The sequence below is a fragment of the Psychrobacter sp. TB15 genome (assembly GCF_000511655.1).
Classification (GTDB): Bacteria; Pseudomonadota; Gammaproteobacteria; order Pseudomonadales; family Moraxellaceae; genus Psychrobacter; species Psychrobacter submarinus.
Window position 1 is genome coordinate 53161 of sequence record NZ_AYXN01000029.1, and the last position, 24749, is coordinate 77909.

At 46.0% G+C, this 24749-nt stretch carries 19 protein-coding genes; 10 read left to right on the forward strand and 9 right to left on the reverse strand.

Features of this window, described 5'->3' with window-relative positions; translation table 11 throughout:
• The first annotated feature begins 146 nt into the window (after positions 1–146).
• Together W234_RS0106230 and W234_RS0106235 are read left to right on the forward strand one after the other, a co-directional pair.
• Positions 147–1370, forward strand: coding sequence for an acyl-CoA dehydrogenase (locus W234_RS0106230; RefSeq protein WP_025645748.1), 1224 nt, complete (start codon positions 147–149; stop codon positions 1368–1370).
• A gap of 418 nt (positions 1371–1788) precedes the next feature.
• Complete coding sequence (locus tag W234_RS0106235; RefSeq protein ID WP_037059151.1) at positions 1789–3252, forward strand: NAD-dependent succinate-semialdehyde dehydrogenase; 1464 nt, start codon at positions 1789–1791, stop codon at positions 3250–3252.
• A gap of 181 nt (positions 3253–3433) precedes the next feature.
• Here W234_RS0106235 and W234_RS0106240 read toward each other — a convergent pair whose 3' ends face one another.
• The 8 genes from W234_RS0106240 to W234_RS0106275 all read right to left on the reverse strand — a co-directional run bounded on the left by W234_RS0106240 (position 3434) and on the right by W234_RS0106275 (position 14828).
• The gene (locus W234_RS0106240; RefSeq protein WP_025645752.1) at positions 3434–4723 is read right to left on the reverse strand and encodes a glycosyltransferase; all 1290 of its coding nucleotides are present in this window, start codon (positions 4721–4723) and stop codon (positions 3434–3436) included.
• A gap of 160 nt (positions 4724–4883) precedes the next feature.
• The gene (locus W234_RS0106245; RefSeq protein ID WP_025645754.1) at positions 4884–5756 is read right to left on the reverse strand and encodes a TIGR03915 family putative DNA repair protein; all 873 of its coding nucleotides are present in this window, start codon (positions 5754–5756) and stop codon (positions 4884–4886) included.
• 200 nt (positions 5757–5956) lie between these two features.
• Positions 5957–7225 carry a putative DNA modification/repair radical SAM protein gene (locus tag W234_RS0106250; RefSeq protein WP_025645756.1) on the reverse strand — a complete coding sequence of 423 codons (1269 nt, stop codon included), beginning with the start codon at positions 7223–7225 and terminating at the stop codon, positions 5957–5959.
• A gap of 184 nt (positions 7226–7409) precedes the next feature.
• Positions 7410–8267: a hypothetical protein gene (locus W234_RS0106255; RefSeq protein WP_025645758.1), complete on the reverse strand. Its 858-nt coding sequence runs from the start codon at positions 8265–8267 to the stop codon at positions 7410–7412.
• 236 nt (positions 8268–8503) lie between these two features.
• Positions 8504–8980: a transcription elongation factor GreA gene (gene greA / locus W234_RS0106260; protein WP_025645760.1), complete on the reverse strand. Its 477-nt coding sequence runs from the start codon at positions 8978–8980 to the stop codon at positions 8504–8506.
• Between the two features lie 330 nt (positions 8981–9310).
• A complete protein-coding gene (carB, locus tag W234_RS0106265) occupies positions 9311–12565 on the reverse strand; it encodes a carbamoyl-phosphate synthase large subunit (RefSeq protein ID WP_025645762.1) in 3255 nt (1084 codons plus the stop codon).
• Positions 12566–12763: 198 nt separating this feature from the next.
• Positions 12764–14005 (reverse strand): glutamine-hydrolyzing carbamoyl-phosphate synthase small subunit, encoded by a 1242-nt coding sequence (gene carA / locus W234_RS0106270; protein WP_025645764.1) that lies wholly within the window; start codon positions 14003–14005, stop codon positions 12764–12766.
• 271 nt (positions 14006–14276) lie between these two features.
• Positions 14277–14828, reverse strand: a complete 552-nt coding sequence (locus W234_RS0106275) for a phosphatase PAP2 family protein (RefSeq protein ID WP_025645766.1) — start codon at positions 14826–14828, stop codon at positions 14277–14279.
• Positions 14829–15301: 473 nt separating this feature from the next.
• On the opposite strand from W234_RS0106275, the gene W234_RS0106280 reads away from it, so the two are divergent.
• From W234_RS0106280 to W234_RS0106295, 4 genes are all read left to right on the forward strand, one after another.
• Positions 15302–15838 (forward strand): gamma carbonic anhydrase family protein, encoded by a 537-nt coding sequence (locus tag W234_RS0106280; protein WP_025645768.1) that lies wholly within the window; start codon positions 15302–15304, stop codon positions 15836–15838.
• Positions 15839–15942: 104 nt separating this feature from the next.
• The gene (locus W234_RS0106285; RefSeq protein ID WP_025645769.1) at positions 15943–16650 is read left to right on the forward strand and encodes an HAD family hydrolase; all 708 of its coding nucleotides are present in this window, start codon (positions 15943–15945) and stop codon (positions 16648–16650) included.
• Between the two features lie 177 nt (positions 16651–16827).
• Positions 16828–17923 (forward strand): peptide chain release factor 2 gene (gene prfB / locus W234_RS0106290; RefSeq protein ID WP_198013319.1). Its coding sequence is split into 2 segments (ribosomal slippage): positions 16828–16899 and positions 16901–17923, totalling 1095 coding nucleotides; the frame shifts between segments, so codons are not numbered across the junction.
• 43 nt (positions 17924–17966) lie between these two features.
• Positions 17967–18251, forward strand: coding sequence for a pyrimidine/purine nucleoside phosphorylase (locus W234_RS0106295; RefSeq protein WP_025645772.1), 285 nt, complete (start codon positions 17967–17969; stop codon positions 18249–18251).
• Between the two features lie 85 nt (positions 18252–18336).
• Here W234_RS0106295 and W234_RS0106300 read toward each other — a convergent pair whose 3' ends face one another.
• Positions 18337–18825: a GNAT family N-acetyltransferase gene (locus tag W234_RS0106300; RefSeq protein WP_227501894.1), complete on the reverse strand. Its 489-nt coding sequence runs from the start codon at positions 18823–18825 to the stop codon at positions 18337–18339.
• Positions 18826–19007: 182 nt separating this feature from the next.
• On the opposite strand from W234_RS0106300, the gene W234_RS0106305 reads away from it, so the two are divergent.
• The 4 genes from W234_RS0106305 to clpB all read left to right on the forward strand — a co-directional run bounded on the left by W234_RS0106305 (position 19008) and on the right by clpB (position 24656).
• Positions 19008–20132 carry a DNA topoisomerase IB gene (locus tag W234_RS0106305; RefSeq protein WP_025645776.1) on the forward strand — a complete coding sequence of 375 codons (1125 nt, stop codon included), beginning with the start codon at positions 19008–19010 and terminating at the stop codon, positions 20130–20132.
• Between the two features lie 173 nt (positions 20133–20305).
• Entirely contained in the window at positions 20306–21091 is a 786-nt protein-coding gene (locus tag W234_RS0106310; RefSeq protein WP_025645778.1) for an SDR family NAD(P)-dependent oxidoreductase, read from the forward strand.
• Between the two features lie 96 nt (positions 21092–21187).
• The gene (locus W234_RS0106315) at positions 21188–21757 is read left to right on the forward strand and encodes a L,D-transpeptidase family protein (protein ID WP_025645780.1); all 570 of its coding nucleotides are present in this window, start codon (positions 21188–21190) and stop codon (positions 21755–21757) included.
• 301 nt (positions 21758–22058) lie between these two features.
• A complete protein-coding gene (clpB, locus tag W234_RS0106320) occupies positions 22059–24656 on the forward strand; it encodes an ATP-dependent chaperone ClpB (protein ID WP_025645781.1) in 2598 nt (865 codons plus the stop codon).
• Positions 24657–24749: the final 93 nt, after the last annotated feature.

Sequence of the window (24749 nt, forward strand, 5' to 3'; positions counted from 1 at the left end):
ATTAAGATTTTATCATCTTTTAAACACAGCTTTTGACTAGCGGCTGTTATCTACTAAAATGAAACGAACCGTTATGATTTACTGTTTATTCCATATATCATAAGCTAACCCGTCACAAATTATGCTATAAAGCCAAGGAAAGCAATATGCAAGCACCTACCAATGTTACGCACAGTACTACGCACAATGTTAAGCAGTCCAGCCCAAGCTTTGATTGGGAAGATCCTTTTTTATTGCGCGACCAGCTGACCGATGAAGAGCGCATGGTCAGTGATAGCGCGCGGCAGTTTTTTCAAAAAGAGCTGATGCCTGGTATCGTTGCTGCCAATCGTAACGAGAGCTTTGATCGCAATATCATGCGGCAAATGGGGGAGATGGGCTTGCTTGGCGTGACTATCGAAGGCTACGGCTGTGCCGGCTTGTCGCATGTCGCTTATGGTCTACTAGCGCGTGAGGTCGAAGCGGTGGACTCAGGTTATCGCTCGGCGATGAGCGTACAGTCGAGCCTCGTGATGCATCCTATCTATGAGTACGGTACTGAAGAGCAGCGAGAGAGGTATCTACCAAAACTGGCCTCAGGCGAATATGTAGGCTGTTTTGGTTTGACCGAGCCAGATTCTGGATCTGACCCTGCTTCGATGGCCACACGTGCGCGCAGTGTCGATGGCGGTTATGAGCTGACGGGCAATAAAATGTGGATAACCAACAGCCCGATCGCTGATGTATTTGTCATTTGGGCCAAAGATGATGAAGATAAAATTCGCGGATTCATCCTAGACAAAGGCATGAAAGGTCTATCCGCGCCGAAGATTGAAGGCAAGTTTTCACTACGCGCTTCTATCACCGGTGAGATTGTCATGGATAAGGTATTCGTACCCGAAGCGAATGCTTTTCCTGATATTCGCGGTTTAAAAGGCCCTTTTGGTTGCTTAAATAAAGCGCGTTATGGTATCGCTTGGGGTTCTATGGGCGCGGCAGAATTTTGCTGGAAAGCGGCCCGTCAATACACTCTAGATCGTAAACAGTTTGGTCGTCCGCTAGCCGCCACGCAGCTGGTTCAGCTCAAGCTAGCGAATATGCAGACCGAGATTACTCTTGGGCTGCAAGCCGCTCTTCGCGTTGGTCGCTTATTAGATGAACACAATGCAGCGCCTGAGATGATATCGCTCATTAAGCGTAACAACTGCGGCAAAGCGCTCGATATCGCCCGCAGCGCTCGTGATATGCACGGCGGTAATGGTATCTCGGACGAGTACCATATTATTCGTCATGTCATGAACCTAGAAGCAGTCAATACTTATGAAGGTACCCACGATATACATGCGCTAATTTTAGGCCGCGCGCAAACGGGTATTCAGGCTTTCTTTTAAATTATCTTAATCGATTTACACTAACGCACGCTAGGGGTTGGCTATTAAACGCTTAACTCTAGCGTGCGTTTTTATTTTGAATTTAAAAGTACAACAAGAAGTAACAATGAATATTAAGAAGGTTATGAGAATGCTATGAGAAATAGGGAGGTCATAAAAGGTAGCCTAGTATGAGTTTTATAGCTGATACTAGTATTAGTAATAGAAGTGTTAGTGGCCGTTGTAAATATTCTCCTCATCTTCTTATAATGAGGGAGTCCGTTTACAACTGCAAAGGTATACGCTATCACAGTGATGCAAATACAAGCGACTACACCGACATATCAAAGCAGTATATAAAATGTGCTTCTATAAATAAAAACACATCGGCGTACGGCTATCGATACATCCTATATAATTAAGAATAAGGAAAATAATAATGTCTGATACTTTAACCCTTTCTAATCCAAAGCTGCTCAAACAGCAATGCTTAATCAAAGATAGCTGGCAAGACTCAAGTGATGGTGCGACCATCGAGGTCACTAACCCTTTTAGCGGGCAAACCATAGGCACTATCCCTAGTCTCACAGAACAAGACGTCATCGACACCATAGCTTATGCTGACAAGGTACAAGCGTCGTGGGCCGCCAAAACAGCCCAAGAGCGCGGTGAGCTGTTACAGAAGTGGGCGGATCTGATTGATGACAACCAAGAAGATCTCGCTGTGCTTATGACTGCTGAACAAGGTAAACCTTTGACAGAGTCGCGCGGCGAGATGGCTTATGCCAATAGCTTTATCCGCTGGTTTGCTGAGGAAGGCAAGCGCGTGTATGGTGACGTTATACCGGCGACCAAAACCTCATTGCGTCATGTGATTATCAAGCAGCCGGTAGGCGTATGCGCCATTATTACTCCTTGGAACTTTCCGGCGGCGATGATCACGCGCAAAGTTGGACCGGCTCTCGCGGCAGGCTGTACAGTGGTTATCAAGCCCGCTACGCAAACTCCTTTTTCCGCATTAGCGCTTGTGGTGTTAGCTGAGCAGGCCGGTATTCCAGCTGGTGTGATTCAGATAGTCACGGGTAAATCCTCAATGATAGGCGAGGTTTTGACCAGCGACAATCGTGTGAAAAAGCTCTCATTTACAGGTTCTACTGAAGTTGGGCGTACGCTTATGGCACAGTGCGCGCCGACGATCAAAAAACTCTCTTTAGAGCTTGGCGGTAACGCACCATTTATTGTCTTTGATGATGCCGACTTAGAAGCCGCTGCTGATGGCCTAATCGCCTCAAAATTCCGTAACGCCGGTCAAACTTGTGTCTGTGCCAACCGAATCTATGTACAGGCGAGCGTAAGAGATAAGTTTTTAGATATCTTTACCAAAAAAGTCGCCGCGCTCAAAGTCGGTAATGGCATGGATGAAGACGTTGATATTGGTCCGCTTATTAATGAGGACGGCTTAGAAAAAGTACAAACCCTGCTGCAAGATGCGCTCGATAAAGGCGCTAAAGTGGTGACGGGCGGCGATAAAAATGATGCTTCAAAGCTAAGCTTTAACCCAACAGTAGTGACGAATGTCGCCTCCGAGATGGATATTGCTCAAGAGGAGATATTTGGACCTATTGCCACGATATTTACTTTTGAAGAGGAAGCCGAAGCCATTCAAAAAGCCAATGATACCATCTTTGGTTTAGCGGCTTACTTTTATAGTCGTGACTATGCGCGTTCATGGCGCGTTACCGAAGCATTAGAATACGGCATCGTCGGTCATAATACTGGCCTTATCTCAACCGAAGTAGCGCCTTTTGGCGGTATCAAGCAATCTGGCTTTGGCCGAGAAGGTTCAAAATACGGTATTGAAGAATATGTCTCGATTAAATACTGGTGCAGCGCTGTGAGCTAACATTGCTCAAGCTCGTAGAGTGCTTGGGAGTCGCTATGTATGTATAATATGATGATTGTATCTGTATCAATACGAGTACGTTAGAAAAAAGAGCTTAACTTTTTAAGGTTGGGCTCTTTTTGTAATAAAACATGAAAGCTCTGGTAACTTAGATATGTTTTAGATGTGTTTTAGATTTGACTCAGCTTTTCTTGGTTAATGATATGGAGTCTTTGGCAGGGCGTTTTTTCACTGGCTGCTGTTCAGTCAGATGATCAGAGGGTTTGTTCAAAGATTGCGCTGCTGACTTAAGCGTTTTGGTTAGTTTTTTATCGGATTGCTTATTCAGTTTTGCCTGCCCTTCTATTAACGAGTCTTCATACAGCTTCTGATAAATACCTAGAGTCTCGGTAATCATTTTACGCATAGTGAATTTATTGGTCATCTCAGGGCGCGTGACACTCTCAAGCTGACTTCTGACTACTTTGCAAAGCGCTTTAGCATTATATTTTTTGACGAGGCCTTGCGGATAGAGGGGCTGCAAAATCTCACTAAAGGCAGCTTGATCCCAACCGATGACCGGTGTACCTAAATGGATCGCTTGTAGGGCATTGATACCGATAGATTCGGGCTGATTGGCGAGCGCCATGACGATATTCGCCGCTGACAGCCACTCACGCATATCGTTACGCTTACTGCCGACATAAGTAATACGCTCGCTTAAGCCTAACGTGTTACTGCGCTGACGAAAGTCTTCATGCACCACATCGCCTTCACGGTAATCTTCGTCCATGATGATGACATGAATGTTAGGGAACTGCTCTTGTAGATTACCTAAGATATCGATAAGCCACTCTTGCCCATATTCGTTACCGATAACCGTCGGAAACACTAGCCATTTTTTGTGCTCAAGCTCAGGGTGTTCAGCGAAGGTACGGCGTAGCCAGTAGACAGAAGGGTTGTGCCGATAGGGATAACGGCGCGTATCGACCCCGCGATAAATACGCTTAATGTGCCTAGGACCAAGCTCCTCACGGCGGATGCCTTTGATCAAATAGTTAGTGACACTGTCAGAAACGGTGATGATAGTATCCACATCCAACAAGGCCTGCGAGTACTTATTAATAGGATAAAACCCATACATAGTAGACACAAGCTTCGGGCGGCGCTTCACTTTGGCGCGTTTAAGCGCCAAATGTAGTATCCAAGCCGGCGTTCTAGAGTGGACATGAATGATATCTGGATTATACTTTTCGATCAGATGACGCAGCGGTACTACTTGCAGTAAAGACCGCCAAGATTTTTTATTCATATGCAGCTGATGGTATAAGTTACCATCACGCTCTAGACGCTTGACCAGTTCGTTATCTTCATCCGCGCTAGAAACGATAATAGAGGTGTGGCCGTTCTTGACCAAAGCGCGCCCAAGATGAAAGATTCCGCGTTCGGACTCATCGTGTTTTAAGGAAGATAGTAAGCGCATAACGATCATAATAGCGGCAAGCACTCTTTAAGTTAAGATTTAAAGTATCAAAAAGGTAAGCTGCTATTGTCAGTTAAAAAAGAGTAAAACTCAACCTTACAGCGAGAGTACGGATGATAAAAGCGCTTAAGGTTTGTAAGTAGGTGCAAAGGTGGTCTGACGATTTTTGCTATCTTTTTTTCTCAAGGTAATCAGCGTTGGGCAGTATTTGTTTTTCGCTTAAATATTTCCAGTAGCGCTGCGGCATGTGCTGTCTATGGAGACGGGTGTTTTTACGCTCTTTGATATTGACGTTGGTAAAGTAGCCTTGCCAAAAGCGCTGATAACGTTGCTCATCCACGCTATGGATGCTAGCAGGATTACGTAGCACTGCCTCATCAAGATTAGTGATGGTTTGTAGCTCAGCAGGATGTGATGGCGTACTCTGACTTTTGTCATAATAAATGCCATAACCGCGCGCTAAGTCGTATATCGCCCAATGCTGATCTTGATAGCGCTGACGAAAATGCTCGCCAATAATAGGCAATACATTAAAATCCGGCTCAACACGTGCAAAATAAATATCATCGGTGGTGTGCTCAAAGCGTACAAAAGCCTCCATACGGTGCTTTTCTCGGTGTACGGACTTCACCGTTTGCGCAAGCTCCAACACCTCTAAACGTCCCAAATCCTCTAACACTTGGCGTTTAGGATGATCAATAGCATATTTGACGATATGAAATAGGGTAGTACCGATGTTAGGCTTTTCTGATAAAAACCCCCAAAGGATCTGGCGCATCCCTGAGCGCCCAAGCAGCTTATTGAGCTTAACAAGCACGCGCTGAGCTTGCTCATCATCAGTTGTGACATGAGCGGCGGTGCTTATTAGTGAGGGTACATACTGATCTTCAGCGATCAATTGCAAGGACTGATCATATTGCAGCTTACGCTCATACACCTGATAGACTGCGCTAAGCCAACCCTCAAAGCTTGGCTCGTAAAGTAAGATGTTCGGCGTTAGATGACCGACAGAGTAAGTCTGATTGATACTAAGTACTGACATTATTCCCTCACAGTGATTTAGATTGAGGTAGCTAGCTATTACCGTAGGCTGGCGCTTTAGCCCAGCGCTTTTGATTTTTAAACCTAGTACAAAATAGACTACTTATTTCATAAACTATTTTTATTGTCTGCGATAATAATCCTACATAACTTTTGCTGGGCTAAAGCCACAGCCTACGCATACTAAATTAAACCAACCTTTTAAAATAACGCCATCTGACCACTGCGCTGATCTTTGTACTTGGTTTGCGTTTGCGCGAGCACATATTGGCGAAAGTTATTGCGAGTCAAATGCGAGAGATGCTCATTCTTACCTGTAGTCGCGATAAAGTACTTGGCGCGATTGACCGCAGCGCCCATCTTTTTGAGATGCTCTAGAGTCAGCTGATTGAACTTGCGCGCTTTGATAATCTTTCGTGCGGTTCTAGTGCCGATACCGGGGATACGCACGATCATCTCATAGCTTGCTGTCTGAATGTTGACGGGGAAATGCTCACGATGACGAATTGCCCAAGCGAGCTTTGGATCACAGTCCAAATCCAAAAACGGCGAGTCAGGCTCAACGATCTCATGCGCGCCAAAACCATAAAAACGCATTAACCAGTCCGCTTGATAGAGGCGGTTCTCACGCACCATAGGTACCGGCGTGCCGATAGCAGGCAGTCGATTATCAGACAGCATCGGCACATAGCCTGAGTAGTAGACGCGCTTGAGGTCGTACTGTTTATAGAAGTGGCTCGATAACTGAATCACTTGCAAATCGGTCTCGTTACTAGCGCCGACGATCATCTGACTAGTCTGGCCCGCTGGGGTGAACTTTGGCGCTTTTTTATGAGTTTTACGGCTCTCACGGATAGTGATAATCTCTTCTTTAACCGTTTCCATCGGCGCTTTTAGCTCATCATGTGACTTCTCAGGCGCAAGCAGTGCAAGCCCTGACTTAGTCGGAATCTCAATATTGACGCTCAGACGGTCTGCATAGAGTCCTGCCTCTAACAATAGCTCTTTTGAAGCGCCAGGAATAGTTTTTAGATGAATATAACCATTGAAACGCTCGCGAGTGCGCAGTATCTTTGCCACTTCCACCAGTCGCTCCATCGTGTAGTCGCCACTTTTAAAGATACCTGAGCTTAGAAATAGCCCTTCGATATAGTTGCGGCGATAAAACTGCATGGTCAAATCAACCACTTCTTCAACCGTAAAAGCCGCGCGCGGCGTGTCATTGCTTTTACGCGAGGTGCAGTACGCGCAATCATAGATACAGTGGTTGGTCAGTAGGATTTTGAGCAAGCTGACGCAGCGGCCGTCTTCTGTGTAGCTGTGACAAATACCTGTCGCTGAGGCATCACCGAGGCCGCCGCCTTGGTTTTTACGGGTGCCAGCGGAGGAGGAGCAAGAGACATCATATTTAGCCGCATCCGCTAAGATATTGAGCTTACCTTGTAGCCTGTCATAATTGATGGTTGCCATAACTTATAGTACCCATTCATTAGTAGAGTGCTATTTTATCAAATTTGGCGTTAAGTCATTGTATTTAATAGCAAATTATCAATAGTATGCGACAACTGTTGTCGCCTATGACATAGAATAAGCCTTAATGAATCAAGGCTTATCGTCTTTAGATAAAGAGGTTAAATATTGATTAAGTATAAAACTATTGCACCTTAGCGCGTATCACGACTGTTTGTGGCGTATTAGCAGGCAGGTTTGCCAAGTTCCACTTGAGAGCTGAATAATTCTCTTGCACCGTCACAGTATTACCGACTTGTTGAATCGTCTGATAGCTATCGCCGCCAGTAGTCGCTAAGGTCGGTAGTGGACTGTTTAACGACACCACTCTTACGCCACTTGGCAAAGCAACCATAGCATTCACATCATTGATAGGCTGATTGCTATTATTAACATAAGTGGTCTGATATTCGATGATATCACCAGGCTTAATGCTATTAGCAGGGACCGCGACATCACGGCCACTACTGTCTTTTAGGATTTTCATCACTTTAGTATGAGCATTGACGACACCAGGAGTGCTAAAAGTGGGGTTCAGTTGTAGGGTATCTAAAGTGGTCACCGTCTGACTGGTAACGACTGGGCTTGTCACGATTTGATTATTAACGACAGCAGCTGTTGTCACTGGCGTCATCACTTGGGCAGCAGTATGGATGGGAGTAGTCACTGTCGTCATTGGCGTATTACCGATTTGCTGAGTGACTTGACTGGTTATCGGACCTCTAGCAACGACAGTCGATGATCCTTGACTAACTGTATAACGCGGCACACTAGTCACTTGCGTCACTGAGTAGGGCATGCCATTTCGCATAGAGATGCCGTTGGGGGTGGCGGTAATAGTCGCCGTATTGCCATCAGAATACTGCTCAACGACAGTAGTACTGCCAGTCGCAGGTTGATTGATAATAATCTCAGAAGCAGCATTGGCGCTAAAAGAGAACAGCACGAAGCTGGTCATTGTAGCTGCAAAAACCGTTTTATTCGTAATAGTGTTCGTAGTCATCATAAATTCCTTATAATAAAGTAGACAGTCCGTGATTGGCTCAAAAGTTAACTGATTATCTGCTAAATATAAGGAAGTTAAATAGTAGCATTGTGTAATTTGCCAAAAGTACATCAATGAATATTTACTGAGCTAAGGCAGGCATAAGGCAGGCAATAATACGCATAAAAATACCTCAATGGATTAAGGAAACTTAATCCATTGAGGTATTGATAGAAAGCTAGGGCTGAGCTTGATTAGTTATAAATAACCTTCATCACCTCATACTCAACCATACCTTTTGGCGTCTCGATACGGGCTTCATCGCCTTCAAACTTACCAATCAAGCCGCGCGCGATAGGCGAGTTGACGGAGATTTTACCCGCTTTAAAGTCCGCTTCATCATCACCGACGATTTGATACTGCTTTTCTTCTTCCGTATCGACGTTTTCGATAACAACGGTGACACCAAACACCACTCGGCCTTCTTTGTTCAGGGTAGCAGGGTCGATGACTTGCGCGGCGCTAAGCTTCGCTTCGATGTCACGGATACGCGCTTCACAGAAGCCTTGTTGCTCACGAGCGGCATGATATTCAGCGTTTTCTTTTAGGTCACCATGCTCGCGGGCTTCAGCGATGTCGGCGGTAATACGCGGACGATCGATGGTTTTTAATTGTTTAAGCTCGGCCTCTAAAGCGGCGTGACCTTGGGGAGTCATAGGATAACGTTGCATGTTTTTTCCTTAAACCAATAACAGCACACCATCTCCTAGTGAATAGTGAGATGGTGCTATGTTGTTGCAATGAGTGTGAGAGAGTATATAAAGATTATGGAGATAAATCTATGTAATTAAAGCCAGCTAACAAAAGCTAAGTAATAAAAGTTTAACAGACGCTGATTGACTTGCTCAAAGCACAATAAAAAGCATAGTAGCAGTGATGCTACTATGCTTTTTTAAGCCGAATAGGATTTATAAACTTTTAAAACATGCTTTACGATAGGTCTAATCTACTGAATTTAAGCTGCCAAGTCAATAGAATATCAATACAGACCGCGAGTGCTACTAAGCGACAGGCTTAGCTCTTGCATGTAAGTCTTGCAATTTATAAACATCGAAAGGCAAGTCGATTGCATAAGATTTACAAACGGCTTCGGCGGCGCCTAAGGTCGTGACATAAAAGACTTTGCCTAGTAGCGCGTTACGGCGGATAGAGAACGAATCCTCTTGCGCTTGTTTGCCTTCGGTGGTATTGATAATCAAGTCAATTTTGCCGTTTTTGACCGCATCAACGATATGCGGGCGACCTTCGGTGACTTTATTGATTTGCTTACAGTCGATACCGTTATCAGCCAATACCGCTTGCGTGCCAGTGGTCGCGACTATCTCAAAGCCGTAGTCTTGTAGCTGACTAGCGACTGCAACGATTTGTTCTTTGTCGCTATCACGCACTGAGATAAAGACAGTTTTGGTTTCACCTTCAGTCGGTAGACCTGGCAAGCGCTCATTACTACCGATAACCGCTTTGTAAAAAGCTTCACCAAAGGTTTTGCCAACGCCCATGACTTCACCAGTCGACTTCATCTCAGGGCTAAGGATGGGGTCGACGCCTGGGAACTTAGCAAACGGGAATACCGACTCTTTTACCGCATAAAAATCAGGTTTGATCTCGTGTGTGAAACCTTGGTCTTTGAGTGACGTACCTGCCATGCAGCGTGCGGCCACTTGCGCAAGCGATGTACCAATACATTTTGAGACAAAAGGTACGGTACGCGCGGCGCGGGGATTGACCTCAAGGATATAAACGGTCTCGCCTTTGACCGCAAACTGTACGTTCATCAGACCCACAACGCCAAGCTCTTTTGCCATCGCTATGGTTTGCTCGCGCATCACATCACACAGCTCATCTGACAGTGAGTAAGGCGGCAGTGAACAAGCCGAGTCGCCAGAGTGCACGCCCGCCTGTTCGATATGCTGCATGATACCGCCGATCACTACATCTGTGCCATCACAGACGCAATCGACATCGACTTCGACGGCATCATCTAAGAAGCGATCGAGTAGTACTGGCGCTTCATTGGACGCTTGTACGGCGGTGCGCAGGTAATGCTTGAGCTCCTCTTCGTTATAGACGATCTCCATTGCGCGGCCGCCGAGTACATAAGACGGGCGTACCACAAGCGGATAGCCGACGTCTTTGGCTTTTATCAAGCCATCCTCAAGACTAGTGGCTAGTGCGTTCGACGGTTGGGTGAGGTTCAATTGCTGAATCATGTGCTGGAAGCGCTCACGGTCTTCAGCGCGGTCGATAGCGTCAGGGCTAGTACCGATGATCTTCACGCCAGCTTCCTCTAAAGCGCGGGCCAGTTTCAATGGCGTTTGGCCACCGAACTGCACGATAACGCCGTCAGGCTGCTCGATACGGACGATCTCTAGCACATCTTCTAGAGTGATAGATTCAAAGTAGAGACGGTCGGAGGTATCATAGTCGGTAGAGACCGTTTCAGGGTTACAGTTGACCATGATAGTCTCATAGCCATCTTCGCGCATGGCAAGAGCCGCATGGACGCAGCAATAATCAAACTCAATACCTTGACCGATACGGTTCGGGCCACCGCCGATGACCATGATTTTTTTGTTGTCAGTGGGCTCAGCCTCACATTCGCTGTCGTAGCTTGAGTACATATAAGCGGTACTCGTAGCAAACTCTGCTGCTGCGGTATCGACACGCTTATAGACGGGATGGATATTTAAGTCCCAACGCTTAGCGCGTAGCTGCTTTTGTGAGATGCCAAGCAGTTTAGCCAAACGTAGATCTGACAAGCCTTTGCGTTTAAACTGGCGCAGATTGTTCTCATTTAAGTCGCCAAAGCCAAGCGCTTTTACGTTTTCTTCAGTTTTGATAACATCTTCGATTTGTACCAAGAACCAAGGATCGATGTTAGTGAATTTGAACACCTCTTCCACGCTCATACCGATACGAAAGGCATCGCCGATATAAAAGATGCGATCGGGAGTTGGTACAGTCAAACGATTAATAATCTCGCTACGCGCTTTTTCTGGTTTCACTGCCGCTAAGTCGATTTGCTCATCGAAGCCGTCTGCGCCAGTCTCGAGGCCGCGTAGGGCTTTTTGCATAGACTCTTGGAAGTTACGGCCGATAGCCATCACTTCACCGACCGATTTCATCTGCGTTGATAATATATTGTCGGCTTGCGTGAACTTCTCAAAGTTAAAGCGCGGTATCTTAGTGACGACATAATCAAGCGTCGGCTCGAAGCTGGCAGGCGTAGCGCCGCCGGTGATGTCGTTTTGTAGCTCGTCCAAGGTATAACCGACCGCTAGTTTGGCAGCGATTTTAGCAATCGGGAAGCCCGTGGCTTTTGAGGCTAGCGCTGAGGAGCGCGAGACACGCGGGTTCATCTCAATGACGACCATGCGACCATTTTTTGGATTAATACCGAACTGCACGTTTGAGCCGCCCGTCTCAACACCAATCTCACGTAGTACTGCCAATGAGGCATTACGCATGATTTGATATTCTTTATCGGTCAAGGTTTGCGCCGGCGCGACCGTGATTGAGTCGCCAGTATGCACGCCCATCGGATCGAAGTTTTCAATGGTACAGATGATGATGCAGTTGTCGTTTTTATCACGCACGACTTCAGTCTCGTACTCTTTCCAGCCAATTAGCGATTCATCGATAAGTAGCTGATGAGTAGGGGACAAGTCAAAACCGCGCTCACAAATCTCGATGAACTCTTCGCGGTTATAAGCGATACCACCGCCCGAGCCGCCCATCGTATAAGAGGGACGAATGATACACGGATAGCCCATTTTCTCTTGGGTGGCAAAAGCCTCTTCCATGGTTTCGGCAATCTCTGCGCGCGGACACTCAAGGCCGATACGCTTCATCGCCTTGTCAAATAAATCGCGGTCTTCTGCCATCTCGATGGCATCTTTGGTTGCGCCAATCAGCTCACAACCATATTTCTCTAGCACACCGTTACGATCTAGCTCTAGCGCACAGTTGAGCGCCGTTTGACCGCCCATCGTTGGCAAAATCGCATCAGGACGCTCTTTATCGATAATTTGCTCGACTGTCTGCCATGTAATGGGCTCGATGTAAGTGGCGTCCGCCATGACAGGATCAGTCATGATAGTGGCAGGGTTTGAGTTGACTAAGATAACGCGGTAACCTTCTTCGCGTAAGGCCTTACACGCCTGTGCGCCTGAGTAGTCAAACTCGCATGCTTGACCGATAACGATAGGGCCTGCGCCAATGATAAGAATGCTTTTTATGTCGGTACGTTTTGGCATAATGTTTTTAAGTCCTATTTTGGCGGATTGGGATTTTTAGATGCTTACTACAATTTGCAATTCGTTTTAACGATATTTAGCTGCTGCCATTTTAGACGCTATGATAAGTCTTAGCGCCTAGATAGTTTGTTTTTAAGGTTAACTCTACGCTTACACTTATGCTAGGAGTTAAGAGTGGGGCAAATCTATTAAGGTCTATTAAGCCTTTGCCTTTTCCATCATAGCCGCAAACTTATCGAACAGCTCAGCCGCGTCATGAGGGCCAGGACTCGCTTCTGGGTGACCCTGGAAGCTAAAGACTGGCTTGTTGGTCAGCTCAATGCCTTGGTTAGTACCATCGAATAATGAGCGATGCGTTGATTTGACATTATCCGGCAAGGTATCTTCATCGATTGCGAAACCATGGTTTTGACTGGTAATCATCACCGCGCTAGTGCCCAAATCTTGTACTGGATGATTGGCACCATGATGCCCGGTCTTCATCTTAACCGTATTCGCGCCGCTAGCCAGTCCAACTAGCTGATGGCCGAGGCAAATCCCGAAGGTAGGGATATCAGTCTCTTCAATGATATGACGCACGCTGTCAATAGCGTAATCACAAGCCGCCGGATCGCCTGGGCCATTAGATAAGAAGATACCGTCTGGATTCATCGCTAGCACCTCTTCGATCGGTGTTTGCGCGGGTACCACAGTAACCTTGCAGCCGCGATCCACCAGCATACGTAAGATATTAGTCTTCGTGCCAAAGTCATAAGCGACGACATCGTATTTGTGCTCGATGTGCGTGCCAAGTTGCTTGAAGAAGCCGCCCGTACCGCTGTCATGACTACCGGGTGCATCACGATTGAGTAGCGTATCGGATAATTCCCAAGTGCCCGACGTCCATTCAAAACCTTCTGGATGGGTGGCTTCTTTTGCCAAATCCATGCCTTTGAGACCGGTAAACTCTTGCGCAAGCTTAATGGCTTGTTGTACGTCTGAGTCGCTTACCTCAATGCCGTTCGACGCGGTCATAATACAGCCGTTTTGGGCGCCTTGCTCGCGCAGTAAACGCGTCAGCTGACGGGTATCAATCTCAGCAATAGCCACAGTATCGTTACGTTTTAGATAATCGCTTAGTGATTCAGAGCTACGGAAATTTGAAGTGGTTAAAGTGGCATCGCGAATGATAAGACCCTCTGCCCAGACTTTATCATGACTTTGGGTGTTGCCAGATTCGCTGTCCTCAGCGTTGGTACCAGTATTGCCAATATGAGGATAGGTGAGGGTAACTAATTGGCGCGCGTAGCTTGGATCAGTTAGGATTTCTTGGTAGCCTGTCATTGCGGTATTGAAGACCACTTCACCGACCCTATGACCTGTACTACCAATACTGACACCTCGAAAAATCGTCCCATCTGCTAATGCCAAAATTGCTTGTGTTGTTGTCGATGAATTCAAGGATTTGCCTCCGCTATTGATGATGAATGCGCTACTATATTTGTGGTTGTCACTTCAGCGGATAATCGATAATTTATACCAATTCAAAGCGTTATAAAACCGCTTATCGCTGAAATTTTCCCACAAAAAAGCGAGAAGACAAATAGATGAAAAGATACTTAATTCACATAGGGGTGAAGAGTAACTTACATCATGTCCACTCGCTTAGGCACAGATTTTGAGCATTGTACTAAACTTTGATAATGAGAGCTAGTCTTATTGTGCAAGTAAATTACTTAAATTGATAATTAACGCTTAAGCCATAATAATCAGGCGATAAATTAGGCGCAACGGTTAACTGATCATTATAGGTAGTGGTGAAGTACCAGCTACTCACCATGCCCAAAGCTGCGCCAGCGAGCACATCTAATGCATCGTGCTCATCGGCGTCTAAGCGACTATAAGCGACAAAGCCTGCGCCTAAATAAGCTGGAATGCTATACTCAAGGCCATAGCGCCGATGAATAAAGCTTGCCCCCTGAAAAGCGGCTGAAGCATGACTAGAGGGAAAAGAGTTATCGCCCTCACCGTTAGGGCGCTCCTTATCTATCACCGCTTTTAGCGCGTAAGTTGTAGCAACAGTAGTGCCAAACCCTCGATAAAACTGCTGGCGTCCTTCTTTGTCATCCTTATAATAAGTGCTACCATAAGCGATAGCAGGGATCGCAACAGCAACCACGCTGCCTGCCTTTTCGATACTAGAGCTGTCGTCAGCATAACTAGGGCTTACAGCTAGCGTGCCGCTGACGAGTATTAATAGAGGTAGGGAGTATTTGCTATTCATAGTCATCTTCCTAAAAGGGTTTACTGTGACTCTCAAAGTGGTATGATTTGCATCGTCAGTGAGGGTTGCGTGGCCTTATTTTAAGACAATCAATCCATAAAACCTATAGGGCGTGTTGAACATTCACAAATGCGCACTGCTGATCGCTAAAATAGTTCTAGTCTAAGTGAAAATTGCAGGTAATGCTTATTGCATTGGCTAGCTGATTTTATTTAAACAGTCACAACGACCAGGGCGATTTTAGCATCAGCCTGCAGGGACAGGACTCTTTTTTGCCGCTTTATTGATAAAAATAGACGCTTAGAACGACTAAACTTACCATTTTTATCTGCAAATCGCCTAAAAAATAGTCTCTGTCAGTGCCATGGTCGAATGTTCAACACGCCCTAATATTCTCTATTAGTTTTTTGATGTTTTGACAATAATAATAGGGCCGCTGTAGTATGCCCCTTATTTAATAAACAAGGATAGTTATGATTTATCAGTATTTAGACAAAAAACCTGAGTTTGCCGTCCCTTTTAATGGCTGGGTTGCCGATACGGCGCGAGTCATTGGCGATGTATATTTAGGTCATCAAGCCAGCGTTTGGTTTGGCGCAGTGATTCGCGGTGACAATGAGCGTATTCATATCGGCGACTACAGCAATGTGCAAGAAAACAGCGTGATTCACACTGATGCGGGTATCGAAGTCAAAATTGGCGATTATGTGACGATTGGGCATTTAGCGATGCTACATGGGTGTGAGATCGGTGATAACAGCTTAATTGGCATCGGCGCAGTAGTACTTAATAAAGCCAAAATCGGTAAAAACTGTATTATCGGCGCTAAAGCCTTAGTCACTGAAGGTAAAGAGATTCCGGATAATTCACTAGTGATGGGTGCACCGGCCAAAGTGATCAAAACTTTGACTGATGAGCAGGCCGCGATGCTCAAGCTATCCGCCATGCACTACGCAGATCGCTGTCAAAAGTTCAAAACAGGTCTGACCGAAATCCAAGCGCCTGAATAGTTTTATAAGTTTTATAATAAGAAAACCGATAGCTTAAATAGTAAGAATAGTAAGTAAGCGTCCTTATTTTAGGACGCTCCTTTTATCCTCAGCGAGTATGTTTTATGAATAACACTTCTACACCAGCCCCTGCCAATGCGCGCACCTTAGCGTTATTTGATTTAGACCATACTTTGCTCGATGTCGATAGCGACTATTTGTGGGGCGAGTATATCGTCAAGCATGGCCTTGTCGATGAGGCGCAGTATCGCACTGCCAATCAAAAGTTTTATAATGACTATATAGAAGGTACCCTCGATGCGACTGAGTACAATGAGTTTGTCGCACAGTTTTTGAGCTCTTTACCGATGGACAGGCTTGATAAGTTACGTGAAGATTATATAAAAACAGAGATTGAGCCGCATATTCGCCCAAAGGCGATGGAGGTGTTGTGTGAGCACGTGGAGCTTGGTCATGAGGTGGTGATTATCTCAGCGACCAATAACTTTGTGGTGTCTGCTATCGCTCAGCGTTTTGGCATCACCGAGGCAAACGTACTATCGACGCCGCTTGAAATCGTCGATGAGCGCTACACCGGTAAATTAACCGATAAGCCTAACTTTCAAGAAGGTAAGATTTATCATCTGGATAAATGGCTTGATAAAAAGCAGCAAGATGGTATCCACTTTACCAAAACTTATGCCTACTCTGATTCTAAAAACGACATCCCGTTATTAGAATGGGCAGATATTGCCGTTTGCGTATCGCCGGATAAGGCTTTGCATGCCCATGCATTGGCGAATCGCTGGGCGGTTGAGGATTGGTCGATTTAGTTTATCATCATTTAGCAGTGCTATTGCGATGAGTAGTCAACAACATCGCTTTTAATAATTATTATTTTTGGCGTAGGCTAGGTTTTTAACCCAGCATTTTGAATTTACAAAGTCCTGAAGCTGGGTTAAAAACCCAGCCTACAAAGACACTATTATTTAATACATACAGGAACACTGATGGAAATTAACCCATATCAAGAGCAAATCAAAGACTTATCGACGCGTGGACAGGACCTGCGGAGGTATCTTTGACTTCGATGGTAAGCAAGAGCGCTTAGAGGAAGTCAATTTAGAGATGGAGAGTCCGGAGCTGTGGAACGATCCGGAACGTGCCACCAAAATTAGCAAAGAAAAAAGTCAGCTCGATAGCGTCATCGAGATAGTGGTATCGCTTGAGACTACGCTTGAAGATGCCGCTGCAATGCTAGAGCTCGCGGTCGAAGCCGAGGATGAGTCCCTGCTCAAAGATGTGCAAAGCGAGCTTGATAGTGCTGAAAAACGCGTCGCCGATTTGGAGTTTCGCCGGATGTTCAGCGGTGAGATGGACCCGAACAACTGCTATTTGGATATCCAATCGGGTAGCGGCGGCACCGAGGCCCAAGATTGGGCGGAGATGCTACTGCGCATGTATACACGCTGGGCGGAGGCGCACGGCTTTAAAGTTGAGGTTATCGAAGTATCTTCAGGTAGTGTCGCCGGTATTAAGTCTGCCACTATCGAGATCAAAGGCGATTATGCTTTTGGCTGGCTGCGCACTGAGATTGGTGTGCATCGCTTGGTGCGTAAGTCGCCTTTTGATAGTAATAACGGTCGTCATACCTCGTTTGCGGCTGTGTTTGTATCGCCTGAGATTGACGACGATATCGATATCGATATCAATCCTGCTGATCTGCGGATTGACACTTATCGCTCATCAGGTGCTGGCGGTCAGCACGTCAATACCACAGACTCGGCAGTACGTATTACTCATGAACCAAGCGGCGTGGTGGTCACTTGTCAAAACGAGCGTAGCCAACATGGCAATAAAGCCACCGCAATGAAAATGCTACGCGCTAAGCTCTATGAGCTTGAGATGCAAAAACGCATGGAGAGCCAACAAGCGGTAGAAGATAATAAGTCTGACGTCGGTTGGGGCAGTCAAATTCGCTCGTATGTCCTTGATGACTCGCGGATCAAAGATTTGCGTACTGGCGTTGAGACCTTTAATACCGGCGCCGTACTCGATGGTGATCTCGATCAATTCATCGAAGCCAGCCTTAAAGCAGGACTGTAAGGTTTATCAACACATTTTAAACACCATTACTTAAGGAAAATTTATGCCAAGCGTAAATAGTTATTTTGACGATAAAGTCACGTCGATCGCCTTTCAGACAGCCACTCTGCCAGCGACTGTCGGCGTGATGGAAATTGGGGAGTATGAATTTGGCACCAGCGAATTTGAGACCATGAGTGTGGTGAGCGGCGCGTTGACCGTTAAACTGCCAGAAAGTAGCGAATGGCAGACCTTTGCCGCCGGTCAACAGTTTACTATTGAAGCGGACAAAAAATTTCAAGTCAAAGTTGAGGTTGAGACTGCGTATTTATGCGAGTATGGTCAGTAGATCATTTTTGTACAATAAGCTTATTAGTAAGAAAAACGCCAAGTAACTGATACTTGGCGTTTTTTTTAGCAACATGAAAGTTTTTTTATAAGTTTTTGCGGTACTGCACCATATCAGTCAGGCTGGCAAGATTGTCGTACAGTACGCGCGCGGTTTGATTGCTGTCTTGGGTTGTCCAATAAACGCGATTGCAGTTTTTCTCACTGGCAAATTCATACACCTGTTCAATCAGTGCGCGTCCTACACCTTGTCCGCGAATAGATTCACTGACATATAAGTCTTCTAAATAGCAGCAGTCTGTTTCATTCCATGTATTGGGATGCAATACCACATGAACTATGCCAACCAACACCTTGTCTTTAAATGCACCAAACCCATAAACAGGCGTGCCACTATCAAGCAGTTTTTGCCATGTGGCTTTTGAGGTGTCGAGCGGCAAGTTAGTGTCATAAAATGTCAGATAGTCTTGCCAAAGGCTTAGCCACGACTCATAATTTGCGTCAGTTAACGGCGCTATTTGTGTAGCATGGTTTTGCACAACATTGTTATTTTGCATACTTTTGTCTTCAGTCATGATTTAGATGCTTTCAATAAAAAATGGATGCTAAATTATGCCTGAAAACCGAACTTTTGATAACCCTTTTATCTTGTTAGTTTTACACACTATTACACATTATCTGCGTCAACTGCATAGCAAGTCATGTCGATTTTATTTATCTTAAACAAGAGGATAAATAAACAATAAAAGGCAGGGCTATGACAACCAAACAGACGATAAGCGATGACTTGCGTCACGATTATGAGCGCCTAGCCAAGCAAGCAAACCTGCGCTATGTCAGCGATGATGAGCCGGGTTTTACCCGCCGCCGTCATGGTCGCGGCTTTACCTATCGAGATGCAGCAGGCAATACGGTCAAAGATAAAAAACTGCGCCAACGTTTTGAGGCTTTAGTCATTCCGCCGATGTGGTCTGAGGTGTGGATATGCCAACATGAAAACGGTCATCTCCAATCGACAGGGCGCGATGGCAAGGCGCGTAAGCAGTATTTGTATCATGAGCTGTGGGATAGTGTGCGCGATCGTGCCAAATTTGAGGCGATGATTGGCTTTGCGAGCGCCCTGCCTAATCTGCGCGCGCAAGTCGAAAAAGATTTAGAAGCTGAGACTTTATCGCATGATAATGTGCTTGCGGCGGTGGTGAAGTTGCTAGAGACGACTCTCATTCGTATCGGTAATAGTCGCTATGCTAAGCTCAATAAAAGCTACGGCCTTAGTACTTTACGTAGTAAGCATGTGAGTGAAACAGAGAATGGCTTGGCCTTCGATTTCGTTGGTAAAAGTGCCAAAGCGCATCATATCGAGCTACAAGACGAGCGCTTGATAGACATCGTACAGTCTTGCTCTGAGCTGCCTGGCTATCAGATTTTTAAGTATTTAGATGACAATGGCGACAAACGCGTGGTTGATAGCTCTGATGTGAATGAGTATCTACGCCTGCATCTGTGTGAGGAGAGCAAGGCCGCCTCGGACTGTACAAGTAGGCTCTACAGCGCAAAAGACTTTCGCACTTGGATGGCCAGTGTGCTGGCCGCCAGTTATTTATACGATGAGCTACAAAACGGTAATGGTGAAGCCATTTTGGCGAGCGCCCCTGATAGTAAACTGCGGCAAACGTTAGTCACTGAGATGGTCAAAGATGTCGCTGAAGAGTTAGGCAATACGCCAAGCGTCTGCCGTAGCTCCTACATTAATCCCATTATCATTGAGAAGTTCTTAGCAGGCAAGTTTTATGAAGAGTATAAACAAGCCCGGCGCGGACGAACTAGAGAGTATCAGAGCTTAGAGGAAAAAGCGCTGCTTCGTTTTTTGGATAACTCATGAGTAGATGAATAGCTCTAAGACTTCTTAGATAAAGCTGTTATCTTTTATATCGTTAAGATAGTTTATTTATTCCTATCTTAACAATATAAGCGCATCGTATATATAATCGATAATATATACACTAAGAAGACATACACTAAGAGTCATCATCTACAAACGATAAGGGAGATATCATGCAGGTACAGGGAAACAGTTTTTTAGTCACTGGCGGCGCTTCAGGGTTAGGCGAAGCCGTGGTTCGCGCTATCACTGCGCAAGGCGGAAAAGTAGTCATCGCGGACCTCAATGAAGAGGCGGGGACAGCTTTAGCCCGTGAGCTTGGCGATAGCGTTCGCTTTGTGCGCTGTGATGTCACCAGCGGCGATGATGTACAAGCGGCAGTCGCTACCGCCGAGACGGACTTTGGTGGTCTGCAAGGCTCTATCAACTGCGCGGGCATCGCTGTGGTACAAAAGCTACTCGACCGTGACAATAACCCAGCGGATCTAGAGGCGTTCACACGCGGCGTTACTATCAATCAAGTCGGCTCGTTTAATGTCGCACGTTTGGTGGCAGCTAGTATTGCTAAGTGTGTCGCCGCCAATACCAACGCTGATAGTGCGCAAAATGCCGATAACGGTATTATTATTAATACAGCGTCTATTGCAGCTTTTGATGGGCAAGTCGGGCAGGCCAGTTATGCGTCATCGAAAGCGGGCGTGGTTGGTATGATGTTGCCACTAGCGCGTGAGCTGACGCGTCATGGTATTCGCGTTATGACGATAGCGCCAGGGGTGTTTGCGACGCCGATGATGCACAGTATCCCAGAAAAAGCCCGCGAACAACTAGAGGCAGCTGTCCCTTATCCAAAACGTTTAGGCGCTCCTGAAGAGTTTGCTAAACTAGCGATGCATATTATCGATAATGCCTATCTTAACGGTGAAGTGATACGTTTAGATGGCGCGATTCGTATGGTCTGATACCTTAGCTCTTTTTCTATTCATAACTTCTGCACAAACCTTGGCATAGAGATCTGTTATCTTGTGACTAAGCTCACTTAATAAGAAGCAATTTCTATGTCATTTTCTCGATTATCATCTCGCAAAACCAAACCCTTCTCTTTGGCTATTCTGACGCTGATAGTTGTTAGTATGATAAGTGTGAGCGCGCTGGCCTTAGCCAAAAATAGCAGCAAGCACAATCAAGCTATCCATACAGATGTCACTATCGATAAAGTTTATGTCGATAAGTCCGAGCGGGTATTAAAGCTATTAAGTGGCGATCGAGTAATCAAAACTTATCACATTGCTTTAGGGGATGGCCCAGTGGGACATAAGCGCCAAGAAGGCGACGAGCGCACACCGACAGGGAGTTATATTCTTGATTATAAAAACGAAAACTCTAACTACTATCGCTCCATCCACGTCAGTTATCCTAACGCCGCTGATAAAGCCCAAGCCAAAAAACGCGGGGTCAGTGCGGGCGGTGATATTATGATTCATGGACAAAAAAACGGCCTTGGTCATCTGGCGGCTATTACGCAGCAGCGTGACTGGACGGATGGCTGTATTGCGGTGACTAATGATGAGATGGATGAGATTATGAGCGTATACAAAGCAGGAATGCCGATTGAAATTGTAGAATAGCTTAGCGTTTTTTATCGTCTCATGAGCCAGTTATAGCGTTTGTTCTGGATGGGGCAAGCGCTTTTTTATTAGCAATAAACTCTTATTTAGGTACTTATTTTTCTTTAAAAATTCTTGAAATAGCACTGATAAATACTTATTAATAAACTAGATTTATATCATTGCTAATAGTAAGGTTTTTATTGTTTTTCGCTTGAAATGACTGTCACTATACCTTATATAGATAGCAACCAAAGGCAAACGGGCTAACCTAATACTTATAAAAGCCTGTTGCCATGATAAATTATCAAAGGATAACAATATGAGATTTGAGAAATTCACCCAAAAGTTGCAATCTGCAATACAAGAAGCGCAAAGCTTAGCGTTAGGGCGTGATAACACCGGTATCGATCCGGTGCATTTATTAGCAGTATTATTGCAAGATGAGTCAAACATCGCGATCTGTCAGCAAGCCGGCGCATCCATTCCGGCGCTAAAAAATGGCGTGGCCAAAGCGCTCGATAATCAAGCAACTATTAGCAACCCAACAGGCGATGTCAATCTAAACCCAAACTCAGTAAAGATTTTAAACCTAGCCGATCGCCAAGCACAAAAAGAAGGCGATGATTTTATTGCCACTGAATGGGTGCTATTGGCACTTGCGGAGCAAGGCGAAACCAAAAAGATATTTGAAAGTGCTGGGGTTACCGCAGATAAGTTAGCAGCGGTTATCGAGCAACTTCGCGGTGATGAAACTGTGAATAATCAAAACGCAGAAGATCAGCGTGATGCGCTCAATAAATACACCATTAACCTAACCGAACAAGCCGAGATGGGTAAGCTAGACCCTGTCATTGGCCGTGATGAAGAGATACGTCGTACCATTCAAGTGCTCTCGCGCCGCACCAAAAACAACCCCGTGCTCATTGGTGAGCCAGGTGTCGGTAAGACGGCCATCGTCGAAGGCCTAGCACAAAAAATAATCAATGGCGATGTGCCAGAAGGTCTACGCCGTAAGGAAGTGTTGTCCTTGGATTTAGGTGCATTGATTGCCGGTGCTAAGTTCCGCGGTGAGTTTGAGGAGCGTCTCAAAGGGGTGCTAAGTGACTTGGCCAAGCAAGAGGGCAATGTCATTTTGTTTATCGATGAGCTGCATACCATGGTCGGCGCGGGTAAGTCAGAGGGCGCGATGGATGCAGGCAATATGCTAAAGCCTGCGCTTGCACGCGGTGAGCTACACTGCGTCGGCGCGACGACGTTAGATGAGTATCGTCAATTTATCGAAAAAGATGCCGCCCTTGAGCGCCGTTTCCAAAAAGTATTGGTCGATGAGCCAACGGTTGAAGACACCATTGCTATTCTGCGTGGTCTAAAAGAGCGTTATGAGCTGCATCACGGTGTCGATATTCAAGACAGCGCGATTATTGCCGCAGCGCGCATGAGCCATCGTTATATCACCGATCGCAAGCTGCCTGATAAAGCGATTGATTTAATCGATGAAGCAGCCAGTCGCCTGCGCATGGAGATGGACAGTAAGCCTGAAGCACTCGGTAAGCTCGATAGCCGTCTGATTCAGCTAAAAATGCAGCGCGAAGTACTCAAAAACGAAGAAGATGCCGGCGCACAAGCAGAGCGTAAAGTGCTTGATAGCCAAATCGAGGAGCTAGAAAAAGAGTACGCCGATCTCAATGAGATTTGGCAAGCGGAAAAAGCGCTGGTTAAAGGCTCTCAGCAGCTAAAAGACGAGCTGGACAAAGCGCGTATCGCTTATGATAAAGCCAGCCGCGAAGGCGACTATGAAACCATGAGTAAGCTGCAGTACGAGACGATTCCACAGCTTGAGCGCCGTATCACAGAGTCTGATTTGGCCGAGCAAAAAGAGCTGGCAGGTGATAATGGCGGTGCCAAACTGCTGCGTAATAAAGTCACGGACAACGAGATCGCAGAGGTGGTGGCAGCCGCGACGGGAATTCCTGTCAGCAAAATGCTGCAAGGCGAGCGTGACAAGATGTTGGCGATGGAAGACAAGCTGCATGAGCGCGTCATCGGTCAAGATGAAGCAGTCGAAGCAGTCGCCAACGCTGTGCGCCGTAGCCGAGCTGGGTTGTCTGATCCCAACCGCCCATCGGGTTCGTTCTTATTTTTAGGGCCTACGGGGGTTGGTAAAACTGAGCTGACCAAATCACTGGCCAACTTCTTGTTTGATAGTGAGGATGCCATCATCCGTATCGACATGAGTGAGTATATGGAGAAGCACAGCGTCAGCCGCTTAGTGGGCGCGCCTCCAGGCTATGTCGGTTATGAAGAAGGCGGTACGTTAACCGAAGCGGTACGCCGTAAGCCTTATAGCGTGATACTGTTTGATGAGGTCGAAAAAGCGCATCCTGATGTGTTTAATATCTTGCTACAAGTGTTAGACGATGGACGTTTGACCGACTCACAAGGCCGCGTGGTTGACTTCAAAAACACGGTGATTGTGATGACCAGTAACTTAGGCTCACACAAAATCCAAGAGATGGTCGGCGAGAGCTATGAAGACATCAAGTCTGAGGTGATGGATTCGGTCGGACAGCATTTCCGCCCAGAGTTTATCAACCGTATCGATGAGATTGTGGTATTCCATCCGCTTGGCATGTCGCAGATGGCTGGTATTGCTGACATTCAGTTGCAGCGTCTACGTCAGCGTCTCCAAGAGCGTGAGATGGATATCGAGCTGTCAGCCGATGCGATGCACAAACTAGTCGCTGTTGGTTACGATCCTGTGTATGGCGCGCGTCCACTAAAACGTGCGATCCAGCAAGAGATCGAAAATCCATTGTCATTAAAGCTATTGGCTGGTGACTTTGTCGCAGGTGATATCATCAAAGTCGATGTCGATCAAGATGATAGATTGACTTTTAATAAGCTTAGAATGAGCTAATAGTCATTTTAGATTGAGAGCCAATATCTAAGTAACACTAACCCTTTATCTGCCATAGTAGATAAAGGGTTTTTTGTTGCATAATTTCTGGGC

Bases quoted from the DNA above. Each gene is read 5' to 3' on its own strand.
- W234_RS0106230 (WP_025645748.1), top strand. From the start codon at position 147: ATGCAAGCACCTACCAATGTTACGCACAGTACTACGCACAATGTTAAG.
- W234_RS0106235 (WP_037059151.1), top strand. From the start codon at position 1,789: ATGTCTGATACTTTAACCCTTTCTAATCCAAAGCTGCTCAAACAGCAA.
- W234_RS0106240 (WP_025645752.1), bottom strand. From the start codon at position 4,723: ATGATCGTTATGCGCTTACTATCTTCCTTAAAACACGATGAGTCCGAA.
- W234_RS0106245 (WP_025645754.1), bottom strand. From the start codon at position 5,756: ATGTCAGTACTTAGTATCAATCAGACTTACTCTGTCGGTCATCTAACG.
- W234_RS0106250 (WP_025645756.1), bottom strand. From the start codon at position 7,225: ATGGCAACCATCAATTATGACAGGCTACAAGGTAAGCTCAATATCTTA.
- W234_RS0106255 (WP_025645758.1), bottom strand. From the start codon at position 8,267: ATGACTACGAACACTATTACGAATAAAACGGTTTTTGCAGCTACAATG.
- greA (WP_025645760.1), bottom strand. From the start codon at position 8,980: ATGCAACGTTATCCTATGACTCCCCAAGGTCACGCCGCTTTAGAGGCC.
- carB (WP_025645762.1), bottom strand. From the start codon at position 12,565: ATGCCAAAACGTACCGACATAAAAAGCATTCTTATCATTGGCGCAGGC.
- W234_RS0106275 (WP_025645766.1), bottom strand. From the start codon at position 14,828: ATGAATAGCAAATACTCCCTACCTCTATTAATACTCGTCAGCGGCACG.
- W234_RS0106280 (WP_025645768.1), top strand. From the start codon at position 15,302: ATGATTTATCAGTATTTAGACAAAAAACCTGAGTTTGCCGTCCCTTTT.
- W234_RS0106285 (WP_025645769.1), top strand. From the start codon at position 15,943: ATGAATAACACTTCTACACCAGCCCCTGCCAATGCGCGCACCTTAGCG.
- W234_RS0106295 (WP_025645772.1), top strand. From the start codon at position 17,967: ATGCCAAGCGTAAATAGTTATTTTGACGATAAAGTCACGTCGATCGCC.
- W234_RS0106300 (WP_227501894.1), bottom strand. From the start codon at position 18,825: ATGACTGAAGACAAAAGTATGCAAAATAACAATGTTGTGCAAAACCAT.
- W234_RS0106305 (WP_025645776.1), top strand. From the start codon at position 19,008: ATGACAACCAAACAGACGATAAGCGATGACTTGCGTCACGATTATGAG.
- W234_RS0106310 (WP_025645778.1), top strand. From the start codon at position 20,306: ATGCAGGTACAGGGAAACAGTTTTTTAGTCACTGGCGGCGCTTCAGGG.
- W234_RS0106315 (WP_025645780.1), top strand. From the start codon at position 21,188: ATGTCATTTTCTCGATTATCATCTCGCAAAACCAAACCCTTCTCTTTG.
- clpB (WP_025645781.1), top strand. From the start codon at position 22,059: ATGAGATTTGAGAAATTCACCCAAAAGTTGCAATCTGCAATACAAGAA.